Source organism: Halalkalibacillus sediminis (assembly GCF_002844535.1).
Classification (GTDB): Bacteria; Bacillota; Bacilli; order Bacillales; family Alkalibacillaceae; genus Halalkalibacillus_A; species Halalkalibacillus_A sediminis.
In genome coordinates this window covers 316,875-331,425 of record NZ_PJNH01000001.1, presented here as the reverse complement: position 1 = coordinate 331,425, position 14,551 = coordinate 316,875, and the positions used below count along the sequence as shown (strand labels likewise).

11 protein-coding genes are annotated in these 14,551 nt (G+C 38.3%); 1 reads left to right on the top strand and 10 read right to left on the bottom strand.

Annotated elements, in window-relative coordinates:
- Positions 1 to 81 precede the first annotated feature (81 nt).
- The 8 genes from CEY16_RS01750 to cyoE form a co-directional block, all read right to left on the bottom strand.
- Positions 82 to 1,794, bottom strand: coding sequence for an ABC transporter substrate-binding protein (locus CEY16_RS01750; protein WP_101330250.1), 1,713 nt, complete (start codon positions 1,792 to 1,794; stop codon positions 82 to 84).
- Between the two features lie 42 nt (positions 1,795 to 1,836).
- Entirely contained in the window at positions 1,837 to 2,808 is a 972-nt protein-coding gene (locus tag CEY16_RS01745; protein WP_101330249.1) for an ABC transporter ATP-binding protein, read from the bottom strand.
- Positions 2,780 to 3,796, bottom strand: a complete 1,017-nt coding sequence (locus CEY16_RS01740) for an ABC transporter ATP-binding protein (protein WP_101330248.1) — start codon at positions 3,794 to 3,796, stop codon at positions 2,780 to 2,782. The genes CEY16_RS01745 and CEY16_RS01740 overlap by 29 nt, the downstream gene beginning before the upstream one ends.
- Positions 3,797 to 4,131: 335 nt before the next feature.
- Entirely contained in the window at positions 4,132 to 4,455 is a 324-nt protein-coding gene (ctaF, locus tag CEY16_RS01735) for a cytochrome c oxidase subunit IVB (RefSeq protein ID WP_101330247.1), read from the bottom strand.
- A 3-nt stretch (positions 4,456 to 4,458) separates the two neighbouring features.
- A complete protein-coding gene (locus CEY16_RS01730; RefSeq protein WP_101330246.1) occupies positions 4,459 to 5,079 on the bottom strand; it encodes a cytochrome (ubi)quinol oxidase subunit III in 621 nt (206 codons plus the stop codon).
- Positions 5,072 to 6,940 carry a cytochrome c oxidase subunit I gene (gene ctaD, locus CEY16_RS01725; protein WP_101330245.1) on the bottom strand — a complete coding sequence of 623 codons (1,869 nt, stop codon included), beginning with the start codon at positions 6,938 to 6,940 and terminating at the stop codon, positions 5,072 to 5,074. The genes CEY16_RS01730 and ctaD overlap by 8 nt, the downstream gene beginning before the upstream one ends.
- A 39-nt stretch (positions 6,941 to 6,979) precedes the next feature.
- Entirely contained in the window at positions 6,980 to 8,263 is a 1,284-nt protein-coding gene (gene coxB, locus CEY16_RS01720; protein ID WP_338015864.1) for a cytochrome c oxidase subunit II, read from the bottom strand.
- A gap of 81 nt (positions 8,264 to 8,344) precedes the next feature.
- A complete protein-coding gene (gene cyoE, locus CEY16_RS01715) occupies positions 8,345 to 9,283 on the bottom strand; it encodes a heme o synthase (RefSeq protein ID WP_101330244.1) in 939 nt (312 codons plus the stop codon).
- Between the two features lie 341 nt (positions 9,284 to 9,624).
- Here cyoE and CEY16_RS01710 point away from each other — a divergent pair, with 341 nt between their 5' ends.
- Positions 9,625 to 10,539 (top strand): COX15/CtaA family protein, encoded by a 915-nt coding sequence (locus CEY16_RS01710; RefSeq protein WP_101330243.1) that lies wholly within the window; start codon positions 9,625 to 9,627, stop codon positions 10,537 to 10,539.
- A gap of 32 nt (positions 10,540 to 10,571) precedes the next feature.
- Here the strand turns inward: CEY16_RS01710 and pyc are convergent, their stop codons facing one another.
- Both pyc and CEY16_RS01700 read right to left on the bottom strand, forming a co-directional pair.
- Positions 10,572 to 14,012: a pyruvate carboxylase gene (gene pyc, locus CEY16_RS01705; RefSeq protein ID WP_101330242.1), complete on the bottom strand. Its 3,441-nt coding sequence runs from the start codon at positions 14,010 to 14,012 to the stop codon at positions 10,572 to 10,574.
- Positions 14,013 to 14,158: 146 nt separating this feature from the next.
- Positions 14,159 to 14,470 carry an Fpa/YlaN family protein gene (locus tag CEY16_RS01700; RefSeq protein ID WP_101330241.1) on the bottom strand — a complete coding sequence of 104 codons (312 nt, stop codon included), beginning with the start codon at positions 14,468 to 14,470 and terminating at the stop codon, positions 14,159 to 14,161.
- Positions 14,471 to 14,551 lie beyond the last annotated feature (81 nt).

Here is a 14,551-nt window from a genome sequence, read left to right as displayed (position 1 = left end):
TCAATTCATTATGTTTACTACTTTGTTGTAAATAAATAAAGGGCAGTAGAGGTAAGTCTACTGCCCTCCCATTGTTGTAACTTATCTATCCAGTTCAACTTCAGCTAAAGATTCACTAGTAGATGGGTGTGGTACATAATTCACTACATCACTGCTAGCGGCAAGAACTGGTTCAGAGTGTACCAATGTAACCATTGGAGAATCTTCTGAAATTAATTCTTGAGCTTGCATGTATAGATCAGCACGTTCGTCTTGATCTACAGATACTTTCGCTTCATCCAACAGTTGGTCAACTTCATCATTTTGATAGAAAGTTCGGTTACTGCTTCCTGCGTTATCACCATGTAACAGTGCACTTAAGAAGTAGTCAGGGTCACCGTTCGTTCCAGACCAACCAAGCATGAACATTTCTTGCTCACCTGCAGCTGTCTTCTCAAGATACGGAGCCCATTCTTCTCGAACGATTTCAGCAGTGATTCCAACATCTGATAAGTTGTTTTGGATAATTTCAGCGACTGTTTCTGGGTCTGGCATATACGGACGCGCAACTGGCATCGTCCAAAGCTCAATTTCAACACCATCACCATATCCAGCTTCTTCTAGTAGTTCCTTCGCTTTCTCAGGATCATACTCATAGCCTTCAACCTCGTCGTTATAACCTAAGTAATTAGGTGGTAATGGGTTTTTAGCTGGTTGAGCATAACCCGCGTAAAGAGCATCAGCAATCGCTTGGCGGTCAACTGCATGATTGATTGCTTGACGAACCTGCTTATTATCAAGAGGTTCTTTTTCAGTATTTAAACCAAGGTAACCGAAGTTATTTGCTTTTCGTACATACAGATCGAAACCTTCTTCTTCTTCAATGATTTGAGCATCATCTGGATTCAAACCATCCATAACATCAATGTCTCCTGAACGAAGTGCAGTCAGTCGAGCAGAGTTATCTGGGATTACTTGGAATATAACCTGATCAAGTTTAGGTTGACCATCTACGCGATAATCTTCAAACGCATTTAAAACAATTGAGTCATCGCGGCTCCAACTTTCAAATTTGAAAGGACCAGTACCGACTGGGTTTTCATTGATTGAAGCACCGTGCTCCTCAAGTGCAGCAGGTGAAGTGATTGCAAAATAACTCATCGCCATATTTTGTAAGAAATAACCTAATGGACGATTTAATACGAATTCAATCTCGTAATCACCCTTCACGTTAATTTCTTCTATCACATGACCTTCATCACCTTTGAATCCACCAAACATTGTTCCATACATGGAATATACATAATTGTCTTCAGTAAACGCATATTCATGCTCCGGATCAGACCAACGCTCGAAATTTGTTTTAACTGCATCAGCGTTAAAGTCAGTACCATCGTGGAACGTTACACCTTCTTCTAATTGGAAAGTGTATACAGTACCATCATCATTAACTGACCAATCATTTGCTAGACCTGCTTTAAGGTCGAATGATTCATCTTCAAACTCTAATAAACTTTCATAAATTTGTTTAGTTACACGAGATGATTCACCATCAGTCGTACTTGACGGGTCTAAACTTTCAGAATCCCCACCTCTTGCATATACAAGTACGTTGTCTCCAGCAGCTGCCTCACCTTCACTGCTATCGGTGTCTTCAGAGTCAGTATCTTCTGAATCTGTATCTTCTGATGTGTCTTCAGAAGTATCACCTTCATCAGTGCCTTCATCATCGTTGGCACCGCCGTCACCACTACATGCTGCTAATACAAGAACAAAAGCGAGCATCATGGCTAATAATAGAGACCATTTCTTCATTAAACTTACCCCCTACTAATTTTTTTATAGAAAAACATTGTGTTACTCATACAAGTGACAAGCAACATAATGTTCATCTTCAATTTCCCTGAATTCAGGTCTTACTTCTTTACAAACATCCATCACACGTGGGCACCTTGTATGGAAAGCACATCCACTTGGTGGGTTTGAAGGACTTGGGACATCACCTTGCAAAATGACACGTTCCTTCTTTGCATCTGGATCTGGCACTGGTACCGCAGACATAAGTGCTTGAGTATAAGGGTGTTTAGGATCTTCGAATAATTTTTCCTTGGTGGTCATCTCAACCATGCGTCCTAAGTACATTACGCCAACTCGATCACTAATATGTTTAACCACACTTAAATCGTGTGCGATGAATACGTATGTTAAATTGAATTCAGTTCTAAGCTCTTCCATTAAATTCAGAATTTGTGACTGTACTGATACATCTAATGCTGACACAGGCTCATCACAAATAATCATTTTTGGGTTATTAGCTAAAGCTCGTGCAATACCAATACGCTGTCTTTGCCCACCACTAAATTGGTGAGGGTACCTCGAGGCGTGATACTCTCTTAATCCAACTACCTCAAGTAGTTCTCTAACCTTCTTTTTTCTGTCGTCGGCTGAGTTCATTCCGTGGACAAGTAAAGGCTCACCTACTATTTTTTCTACTGTATGTCTTGGGTTAAGAGAAGCATATGGATCTTGGAAGATAATCTGCATATCCTTCCGAAGCTTCCTCATTTCTTCAAAGCTAAGGTTTGTTATGTCTTTATCCTCAAATTTCACTTCACCTTCTGTAGGTTCAATCAACCTAAGAATGGACTTACCAGTTGTTGATTTACCACAACCAGACTCACCCACAATACCGACGATTTCTCCCTTCATTACTTTAAAAGAAACATCGTCTACCGCTTTGACTTCTCCTACTTTCCTTCCAAATACTCCGCCTTTTATATCAAAATATTTTTTTAATCCATTAACTTCTAATAGTGGTTTCGTAGTCATCTCTTATGCCTCCTTCCTCAGAATCATGTAGAAAGCAGCGGCTGTATCGTCCTTCTGCAATACTGTACAATTCCGGGTCTTCTTGGAAGCAACGGTCAAAAGCATGAGGACAACGTGGCGCAAACCGACACCCCTTCATATTCATGCCGGGTTTCGGTACAGTCCCAGGAATAGAATAAAGTTTCTGTTCCGTTTCATGGATCTTAGGTAATGATCTTATCAATCCTTGTGAATATGGGTGTTGAGGGTCTTTCAAAATATCACGGACCGTTCCTTCTTCAACAACTTGACCTGAATACATTACTATTACACGCTCACATATCTCAGCTACGACACCAAGGTCATGAGTAATTAAAATGATCGAAGTGTCTTTTTCTTTATTCAAGTCTCTCATCAAATCCAGAATTTGGGCTTGTATAGTTACGTCCAACGCTGTAGTCGGCTCATCTGCAATCAATACTTCTGGGTTGCAAGCCATTGCCATTGCAATCATTACCCTCTGTCTCATACCACCTGAAAGTTGGTGGGGGTAATCATCGATTACTTCATTGGATCGAGGAATACCTACTAAATCCAACATTTCAATAGATCTTTTCCTAGCCTGCTTTTTACTTACTTTTTCATGAAATAAAATAGCTTCATTCAATTGATTGCCTATCGTAAATAACGGATTCAGAGATGTCATAGGCTCTTGGAATATCATTGCTATTTCATTTCCACGAATTTTTCTCATCCGCTTTTCAGAAGCTTTAGCCAAATTTTCATTCTTATAATTAATTTCACCGCTAACAATTCTACCTGGTGGAGAAGGAACTAATTGCATGATCGATAAAGAAGTAACACTTTTTCCGCATCCAGATTCTCCTACAATACCAACAACTTCACCTTTATGTACGTTAAAGCTTACTCCGTCTACTGCAGGAATTTCACCATCATCGGTAAAAAAGTGTGTATGAAGTTCGTTCAATTCTAATATGACGTCTGACATATCAATTACCACTCCTTTGATGACTACCTCGAAAGATTATTATTGCGATTATTACAAAGAAATTACAATTAAATAAAAAAGCTAAATATTCGTAATATTTTTATTATGTATATTCTAATATACTGTATTTCAATAAAATATCAAGGGGTAATTTATTACGAAAAACGAAGTAAACGAAAGGATATAGGAGTAAATACTCAATATTTTTGGGTTAACTTTTTATATTTTATTGAAAATATAATCAAATTCGCGTCTTTTTATAATAAAATACAAATTGTATTTAAAAATATAAAAAAATCCAGCTTCTTTTTAAAAAGAAGCTGGATTTTTAAATTTTACCACCATACGATGGTTGCAAGAGCAAGTACAGTTAAGATTGCAGCGAATATACCTGAATAAATCATCATTGCAGGCAATTCGTGATCTTTATCCTTCATGTGCATGAAGTAATAAAATTGGAACAACACTTGAACCGCCGCAAGAACAAGAATCGTAGGTATAGTGAAACCAGGGCTCACTTCTGCGATAACTAAGCCGAAGGCAATCAAGGTAAAGGCAATCATTAAAGCAAACGTCAACACCTGATATTTCATTTCTTCCTTGTGCTTATTTTTATAAAATTGTTCTTTAGCATTAGTGGAATTGGTGTTATTAGCCATCCGTTACCCCACCTTTCCCATCAAGTATACAACTGTGAAGATAAATACCCATACAACATCAATGAAGTGCCAGTATAAACTAGCTATATAAAACTTCGGAGCGTTGTAAAGGTTTAAACCACGTTTTCTGTTTCTTACCATCAATGAGATGAACCACAGTAAACCAAATGCTACGTGCCCACCATGGAATCCGACTAAAGTATAGAAAGCAGATGAGAATGCAGATGTAGTATACCCATGATCATAGGCATGTACGTAATGGTAGAACTCATAAATTTCTAACCCTAGGAAAGCTAGGCCCAAAAGCACCGTGATTCCTATCCATTTTTGCATTAACTTATAGTCATGGTTTTTCATATGATACATCGCATAAACACTAGTCAATGAGCTAGTTAATAACAAGATTGTCATGATGAAAACAAGCTCTAGACCAAACAACTCACTTGCTGGAGTACCATCAAGATTTGAGTTTTTTAATGCTAAATACGTTCCAAATAAACTTGCGAATAAAACTGTTTCTCCACCAAGGAAAAACCAAAATCCTAAAAACTTATTTTTACCTTCAAGGGTGGCTCTTTCAGGATTTTGAGGTAGATTATCTGATCTCAGCATATCATCAGCCATTAGAACCATCCCCCTCATCATCAGTTAATTCTTCTTTATGAATGTGGTAACCTAAATCATCTTTTAGTGAACGATAAAGCATGCTACCACCAGTAATTGCGAAACCGATCGCACCTAATATCCACCAAGCACCATTATCAACTTGGTAAATGACACCGATACCTGCGATGAATAAACCAAGAGACATCATAAATGGTGTGAAAGTATTATTAGGCATGTGAATATCACCTAAAGGCTCAGCCGGTTGCATTTTACCATTGTTTTCTTGTTTCTCGATCCATAATGCATCAAGACCTCTTACTAAAGGTGTTTGCTTGAAGTTATAGTAAGGCGGTGGTGATGCAATAGACCATTCGAGTGTTCTACCATCCCAAGGGTCACCTGATACTTTGACACCTTTTGCTTGTGTAACAATGACATTGTATAAGAATACCAATGTACCAACAGTCATGAAGATGGCACCTAGAGAACTGATTAAGTTAAATAAATCTAATCCCTCATTCGGTTGGAATTTCCAGTAACGACGTGGCATACCCATCAGGCCTAAGAAGTGCTGGATAAAGAACGTTAAATGGAAACCGATGAAGAATAACCAGAAGAACCAATGATTCAGCTTCTCATTCAACATCGTACCGAACATTTTCGGCCACCAGTAAATAATACCTGCGAATAATCCTAGTACAACTCCACCAACGATTACATAGTGGAAGTGAGCAACTACGAAATACGTATCGTGATATTGATAGTCAGCGGCTGCTGAAGCTAACATAACACCTGTTACTCCACCAATTGTAAATGATGGGATGAATGCTAAAGCGAATACCATCGGAGAGGTAAGACGGATATTCCCGCCCCACATTGTAAATAACCAGTTAAATATTTTAATACCGGTTGGTACTGCAATAGCCATTGTTGCAATTGCGAAAATCGAGTTTGCAATTGGACCCAAACCAACTGTGAACATGTGGTGTGCCCAAACCATGAAACCGATAAAAGCAATTAAAACTGTTGCAAACACCATTGAAGAGTAACCGAACAAACGCTTTTTCGAGAATGTCGAGATGACATCACTGAAAACACCGAATGCAGGCAAAATCAAGATGTATACCTCAGGGTGTCCGAATATCCAGAATAAATGCTCCCAGATAATGGCGTTACCACCCATGCTCGGATCGAAGAAGTTAGCTTCAAACAAGCGGTCAAACGTAAGTAGGAATAAACCTACTGTTAACGCTGGAAAAGCAAATAAAATAAGTACACTTGCGATAAATGCAGTCCATGTAAATAATGGCATACGCATATAAGTCATACCTGGCGCACGCATATTGATGACAGTAACAATAAAGTTAATACCACCAATTAATGTTCCGATACCAGATATCTGGAGTCCGACAGCATAGAAGTCGACTCCATGCCCCTCTGAAAAGACTGAGAGTGGTGCATAAGCTGTCCACCCAGCATCAGGAGCTCCTCCTAGGAACCAAGAAAGGTTTAATAGAACCCCTCCGAAAAAGAATAGCCAAAAACCTAACGCGTTTACAAATGGAAACGCTACGTCACGCGCACCTATTTGCAAAGGAACTACTGCGTTCATTAACGCAAAAATCAATGGCATGGCTGCTAAGAAGATCATGGTCGTACCATGCATTGTAAAAAGCTCATTATAGAATTGAGCAGAAATGAATTCGTTATCTGGTAATACTAATTGGATACGAATAAGCACGGCCTCGAGTCCACCGAGTAGGAAAAAGAACAGACCAGCCACTAAGTATAAGATGGCAATTTTCTTATGGTCGACAGTAGTCAAATAATCCCACAGGGCAGCACCAAAACCTGCTTTTCTTGTTGCTGCAGTGCTCACGCTTTTACCTCCCTTATTATTCAATCCATAGCTGTAAATTTATTCTTCGTCAGAATTTTCTTCATCAGAACTTTCTTCTTCTGACCCCTCTTCAGAATCGCTGTCTTCCTCTGAACCTTCTTCAGAATCACTGCTTTCCTCTGATCCTTCTTCAGATTCGCTACCTTCTTCTGATCCTTCTTCAGAATCCTCTTCAGATTCTTCAGGGAATAAAGAACTTAGGTCAGAATCCTGATACACACCATCTTTTGCATTTTCAGGTGTTATGTCACTTGGACTCAATGACATTAAGTAATCTGCAATACTTGAAATTTCCTCATCGGATAAATCATAAGGCGCATCAACCATCAAGTTACCAGGTTTCATATCTTTACCTTTAGTTTTGATCCATTCAACTAAGTTTTCTTTGTTATAGTCAATGACACCTGCAATCTTCGTTCGATCACCAAAGTTGGTCAAATTAGGACCAATCTTATTCGGGTTCGAGCCAATCGCGTGACACGACATACAATTGTCTGCGAAAAGTTGTTGACCTTCTTGAGCAGTAGCAGATTCAGGTTCTTCTTCACCTGTTACGCCCTGCATATCTTGTGCCCATTGTTCAAATTCTCCTGGGCTGACCGCAACTACTTTAAAGTCCATCAATGAGTGTGATGGTCCACAGAATTCAGTACATTTTCCATGGAATACGCCTTCCTCACTAGCATCCAAAAACATTTCGTTTGTGTTACCGGTTGGGTTGACGTCCATCTTACCTGCTATTGACGGGACCCAGAATGAGTGTATGACATCATCTGACGTCATAGATAAGTATACCTTTCGATCTGTAGGGATATAAAGCTCTTGACTTGTAGATATATCCATATCCCGGTACTCAAAGTGCCACCAGAACAATTTACCAGTAACATCAATCCAGATCGCATCTTGTTCTGCACCTTCTTCATCTACTTCCGGAGTCACATCCGCAAGTGCGAAGGTATATTGAACTGTTGGAACAGCCAAAATTAATAAAAGAATTATTGGAATGACCGTCCATAAAGTCTCTAGAGCATGGTTCCCCTCTACTTGCTTTGGCATGAAGTCTTTTCCGACTTTTCTTTCTCGGAATTTAACGACTACATACATATAGATAATCATTACAACTACAAAAACAAATAACATAATGACAATACTTAAGATCATTAGATCAAAAAGCATTTGAGAACCTTCACCTTTTGGTTGAAGAGTACTAATAAAAGGTTCACCACAGCCAGTCAATACTAATGCAAGTAATGATAGTACGAACACAGCTTTGAACCTGCTCATCCACCCTTTCATTTCCATTGATACCTCTCTTTCTCTTTTTCATTCTTATGGTGAGTATATTATATAAATATAATTAAGAAAAATATTTTCTTAATTGAATCACAAAAATGCAGGGATTGTAGCGACTATCAACCCTATGAAAAATAATGTCAAGTAGTTTAATGAATATATGAACATCCACCTTGCCCACTTATCATCATCTTTCATTTTGAAGCCGTAAACGGCTAGTGCTACCCATCCGATGTTCAATAATGTAGCAAAGATTAAAAACGTAATACCTAATGAGAAGAAATAATAAGGTAATGGCATTAAACAGATTGTGTAGATCATTATCTGTCTTTTAGTTATACCATTTCCATAAACTACAGGAAGCATTGGAATTCCTGCTTTAGCATACTCATCTCGCTTCATAATTGCAAGAGCGAGAAAATGAGGGGTCTGCCAAATGAACATAATCAAAAATAATACAAAGGCAACAGGATGAAGTGTAGAATCAATAGCTGCCCATCCAATTAAAGGTGGTGCTGCACCTGAGAAACTTCCTACCACAGTATTAATAGTGTATTTACGCTTTGACCACATGGTGTATAAGACTACATATACAAACCAGCCTATAAACCCGAAGACCGCAGCCATAGGTGTGGTCAAATATAAAAGAATTAGACCTAATATGGAAAAACTGATTCCCATCCCTAGAATCACTGATAACGGGATTGTCCCAGTGATTGTTGGTCGTTTACTTGTTCGAGACATGTTTTGATCAATATCACGGTCGTAATAATTGTTGATTACACAACCGCCTGCAATTACCAATGCTGTCCCCGCCATGACCAACAGGAAGGTATCCCAGTGGCTAAAAAATAATTGATCTGTAAAATATAGAGCTAACCAAAAACCTGCAAATGCTGTCATTAAATTTGAATTGATGATTCCTATTTTAATGAGGGCTAGAAAATCGCCCCAAAGTGACTTCACACTTACAGATGAACTATCGACAAAATGCGATGAGGTTGTCTCTAAAGAACGAGGTTCTTGCATGTTTCTCGACCTTCCTCCCATACTTGCATTTAATAAAACAAGCACATTAATCTCCAAAAAATCATGCTTTCCAAACACAACAATATTGTATCACGGAATTGACTTTACTTCTATTTAATCATATAAAAACATTTTTAGATGTGAAAAAAATGTGAAATGTATAGACTTTGATTAAATTAGCATATTCTAATGAATTGTGTCACTATAGACTAAGAAAAATTCAGATCAGTTATGAATTGTTATAAATTTGTAACCATTCATCTTTCCAATTGATCTGCGGATATATTACGATAGTAGAAGAGTTTAATTGTACTCTTTAATGTACTGAGGTGACCCATATAATGAATAATTCGTTAAACCATAAAGTAATCGCGACACTCTCTTTAATAAGTATGTTGTTTGTATTAATTGGGGGAGCGCTCGTCACTAAAACAGAATCAGGTTTAGGCTGCGGCAGAAGTTGGCCGCTTTGTAATGGTGAACTAATTCCATCTACAATTACTGCTGAACTAGTCATCGAATTCAGTCACAGAGTAATGTCAGGATTTGCGATCATCCTTATACTTATCCTTTCTTATATTGCTTGGAAATATTATCGACATATAGAAGAAACGAAGTTTTTAATCTTTATGTCTTTACTTTTCATTGTAATTCAATCGTTGTTAGGAGCAGCTGCAGTCCTTGTAGAGCAAACAAGTGTAATAAAGGCATTGCATTTCGGTATTTCTTTAGTTTCATTTGCAGCAGTCTTTCTATTGACGCTAATTATTTTCAATGTAGATGAAAAGTTTCATACAAAACAAGCAAGCATCCCTGTCAAAATTAAAAATCAATTTTATAGTCTTCTGGTGTACACCTTAGTAGTTGTATACACAGGAGCGCTGGTCAGACATAAACAAGCTAGTCTGGTTTGCAGAGATTGGCCATTCTGTTTTAACGATCAAGCATTAGCTATTGGCAGTTACTCTTTACAACAGTGGATCCAAATGGGACATCGACTATTGGCTGGTCTTTTATTAGTTTGGGTTGTACTTTTGTTGATTCACATTCTCAAAAATTATAGAAGTAATCGATTTTTAGTGGTGAGTTGGTCGATTGCAGCCTCATTAATTGTGTTACAAGTTTTACTAGGTGCCTTAGTAATAATCACATTAATGAATGTTGTATTCGCCCTCATGCACGCATTAATTATTTCACTATTTTTTGCTCTACTTTGTTACTTAGTAATGATTGCTAGAAGAACAAAAAAGGACTAATCGAGGAATCGATTAGTCCTTTTTATTTGCTATCATTCCATTTCAATTAATAAATCATTTGTCTCTAACGATTCACCATTTGAGACTGAAATACTCTTTATTTTCCCTTCAAAAGGAGCTTGAATAGTAGTTTCCATCTTCATGGCTTCTGTGATCATCAAATGATCATTCTTCTTCACTTGCTCGCCCTCTTTAACTAGAACCTCGACTACTGTTCCAGGCATCGAAGCAGCTAAATGCTTCGGATTATTTTTGTCTGCCTTCACGCGTTGTTGCTGAATATCTTTCACACTTTCATCTCTAACAACAACTTCACGCGGTTGTCCGTTCAATTCGAAGTAAATTACTCTCGTTCCATCTCTCTGTGCTTCACCGATCGATACAAGTTTAACAATCAATGTCTTACCTTGTTCAATCTCTACTGAAATTTCTTCACCTAGTCTCAAGCCATACAAGAATGCTGGTGTATCTAATACAGATACATCACCATATTGGTCGACGAACTCTTGGTATTCCATAAAAACTTTAGGGTATAACGCATAGGAGATAATCTCAAATGGCGTTACTTGCCTATCTAATTTTTCGTACAACTGCTCTTTGAGCGCCTCGAAATTGACATCTTTCAAATTTTCACCAGGACGTTCTTCGATAGCTTTTCGCCCTTTTAAAATAATTCGTTGTAACTCTTTTGGAAAGCCTTGATATGGTTGTCCAATGTGGCCTTGGAAAAATTCTACAACTGAATCAGGGAAATCCAACGATTCTCCCTTTTCATATACATCATCCACCGTTAAGTCATTCTGAACCATGAACAAAGCCATATCTCCTACAATTTTTGAAGATGGTGTAACTTTGACAAGGTCCCCGAACATATCATTGACTCTTCGATACATTCTTTTAACAAGATCCCATTGCTCTCCTAAACCAACTGCTTTGGCCTGCTGTTGTAAATTACTATATTGCCCACCTGGCATCTCATGGAAATAAACTTCAGTATGTGGTGCGTTCATTCCACTTTCGAATGTTGAGTAGTACTTTCTTACATCTTCCCAATATCTAGCCAACTCTTCATATGCAGTAATATTCAAGTCTGGTTGGCGAGCATGATGCTCCAAGGCATAGTAAAGACTATTTGCACTTGGTTGTGAAGTATTACCAGCAACAGAACTGACAGCAACATCCACTGCATCTACTCCTGCGTCCACCGCTCTTGAATACATCATTATTCCATTCCCACTTGTGTCATGAGTGTGGAGGTGGATTGGGATTGAAATTTCTTCTTTCAAAGCTGTAATCAGTTTATAAGCAGCTTCAGGTTTCAAAAGGCCTGCCATATCTTTGATTCCTAAAATATGAGCCCCAGCAGCTTGTAACTCTTTAGCCAAATTCACATAATAATCTAAATCGTACTTAGGTCTATTAGGATCCATGATATCGCCTGTATAGCACATGGATGCTTCAGCTATTTTATTTTGCTTTCTAACTGCTTCAATAGCTAATTTCATTCCTTCGACCCAGTTCAAGCTGTCGAAGATTCTAAAAACATCTATTCCTGCAGAAGCACTTTTCTCAACAAAATCTTCAATTACATTGTCTGGATAATTCTTATACCCTACTGCATTACTCGCTCTAAGTAACATCTGGAACATTACATTTGGCATTTTTTCACGAAGTTGCATCAAACGCTCCCAAGGGTTCTCACGAAGAAAACGATAAGAAACATCAAACGTAGCTCCGCCCCACATCTCTACAGAGAATAAATTAGGGAGTAACTTAGAAGTCGGTTCCGCAATTTGTAGCAAATCTTTTGAACGAACCCTTGTAGCTAGTAAAGATTGATGTGCGTCCCTGAATGTTGTGTCAGTGAGCATAACTTCTTTTTGGTTTTTCAACCATTCAGCTACAGCCTCAGGGCCTTTTTCATCCAACAGCTGCTTCGTTCCTCTACCAAATTCAGTTTCTGGTAATTCAGGCATTCTCGGAGATGGGAAAAGAGGTTTTTTCTCCATTCCGGTATTCATCGGTCCATTTACGGTTGTGTATCCCAAGAAGGAAAGTAGCTTTGTTCCACGGTCTTTCCGCTTTGAGAATACAAAAAGTTCTGGTGAGGTATCAATGAATGTCGTGTCGTATGTTCCGTTGACGAACTTCTCATGTAAAATGACATTCTCTAAGAAAGGAATGTTTGTTTTAATACCTCTGATTCTGAACTCCTTCAAGTTACGCACCATTTTACTCGATGCTTGCTTGAATGTCAGAGCCCATGTAGATACTTTCACTAACAGAGAATCATAGTGAGGTGATATTACAGCGCCTTGGAATCCATTACCCGCATCTAAGCGTACTCCAAACCCTCCACCTGTTCGATAAGCCATGATCTTACCTGTGTCTGGCATAAAGTTATTTAACGGATCCTCAGTAGTTACACGTGATTGAATAGCAAAACCATGTGTTGAAATATCTTTTTGTTCAGGAATGCCTATTTCTTCACTGTGCAAGGTGTGGCCCATTGCAATTTTCAATTGAGTCTGTACAATGTCAACACCTGTTATCATCTCAGTAATCGTATGCTCGACTTGCACTCGTGGATTTACTTCAATAAAGTAAAAACCTTCACTTGTAACTAAAAATTCTACTGTTCCAGCATTCACATAGTTAACGCTTTCCATTAACTTTACAGCAGCATCATTAATCTCATCTCGTTGCTGATCTGTAAGAGAAACACTTGGGGCGATTTCAACAACTTTTTGATGACGACGCTGAATAGAGCAATCCCTCTCAAACAAATGAACTAAATTACCTTCATTGTCCCCTAAAATCTGAACTTCGATATGTTTAGGCTGTTCGATCAACTTCTCAACATATACTTCGTCACTACCAAAAGCAGCTTTCGCTTCAGATTTAGCTCGGTCATATGCATCTTTCAGGGATTCTTTAGTACGTACTATACGCATCCCCCTACCGCCTCCACCAAGAGCTGCTTTAATCATGATCGGTAAGCCATGATGATCGACAAATTCTTCTACTTCTTTAACCGACTCCACAGGACCATCAGTACCAGGTATCACAGGAATATCTGCTTTGATAGCCTGTTCTCTCGCCTTCACTTTATCACCAAATACATCTAATAAACCACTAGATGGACCGATGAATGTTATTCCTTCCTCTTCACACCGCTTGGCAAAATGAATATTCTCTGAGAGAAAACCATAGCCAGGATGAATCGCATCTACTCCAACTTTCTTTGCGATTTCAATGATTCCTTCAATGTCTAAATAAGCATCAATTGGTTTCTTACCTTCACCGACAACATAAGCCTCATCTGCTTTGTAGCGGTGGTACGAACCAGTATCTTCCTCTGAATATATAGCTACCGTGCGGATATTAAGTTCTGTACAAGCCCTAAATACTCTTATGGCAATTTCTCCACGATTGGCAACTAACACTTTGTTAAAATTTTGTATGTCTGTCATGTTGGTCCCTCCAATTTCTCTAGATCTTCTTTTGTTATAATTCTACAAAAAATGACTAATTCCTGCTAAAATGAACGATTATTCATTTTTTTATATAATAAAAACTCAAACATAGACCTATTAATAAGTCCAAGTTTGAGTTTAAATCATGATGATGGATGTGACTGTTGATCAGACTGCTGTGCTTGAGCTGCTTCATGTAGAGCACTCAATTCTCTTTCTAAGTTTTCTAGAATCTGTTTGCCTGTAGTATCTTGAATCAAATTCAATCTCACGGCAAAATGGATTTCTCTAGAAAGACCAAACATCTGTGTATCTAAAACCTCTTCATAAAGAGGGCATTGAGGCATCATTAAGTTATCCATCTGTACTTTTATCAACTGAAGAATCTTATCTGCATCTGCCTTTAAGAGGGCTAGAGCTTGTTCATTTTCTTCAAGCGCTACTTTCGATGACACAGAAATTCCCCCTCACATTTTAAATAGGTATCTATTTATTAATATTATCGTTTCGCCTCTCAAAATGCAAGAGAATGAGGG

Bases quoted from the DNA above. Each gene is read 5' to 3' on its own strand.
- CEY16_RS01750 (WP_101330250.1), bottom strand. From the start codon at position 1,794: ATGAAGAAATGGTCTCTATTATTAGCCATGATGCTCGCTTTTGTTCTT.
- CEY16_RS01745 (WP_101330249.1), bottom strand. From the start codon at position 2,808: ATGACTACGAAACCACTATTAGAAGTTAATGGATTAAAAAAATATTTT.
- CEY16_RS01740 (WP_101330248.1), bottom strand. From the start codon at position 3,796: ATGTCAGACGTCATATTAGAATTGAACGAACTTCATACACACTTTTTT.
- ctaF (WP_101330247.1), bottom strand. From the start codon at position 4,455: ATGGCTAATAACACCAATTCCACTAATGCTAAAGAACAATTTTATAAA.
- CEY16_RS01730 (WP_101330246.1), bottom strand. From the start codon at position 5,079: ATGGCTGATGATATGCTGAGATCAGATAATCTACCTCAAAATCCTGAA.
- coxB (WP_338015864.1), bottom strand. From the start codon at position 8,263: ATGGAAATGAAAGGGTGGATGAGCAGGTTCAAAGCTGTGTTCGTACTA.
- cyoE (WP_101330244.1), bottom strand. From the start codon at position 9,283: ATGCAAGAACCTCGTTCTTTAGAGACAACCTCATCGCATTTTGTCGAT.
- CEY16_RS01710 (WP_101330243.1), top strand. From the start codon at position 9,625: ATGAATAATTCGTTAAACCATAAAGTAATCGCGACACTCTCTTTAATA.
- pyc (WP_101330242.1), bottom strand. From the start codon at position 14,012: ATGACAGACATACAAAATTTTAACAAAGTGTTAGTTGCCAATCGTGGA.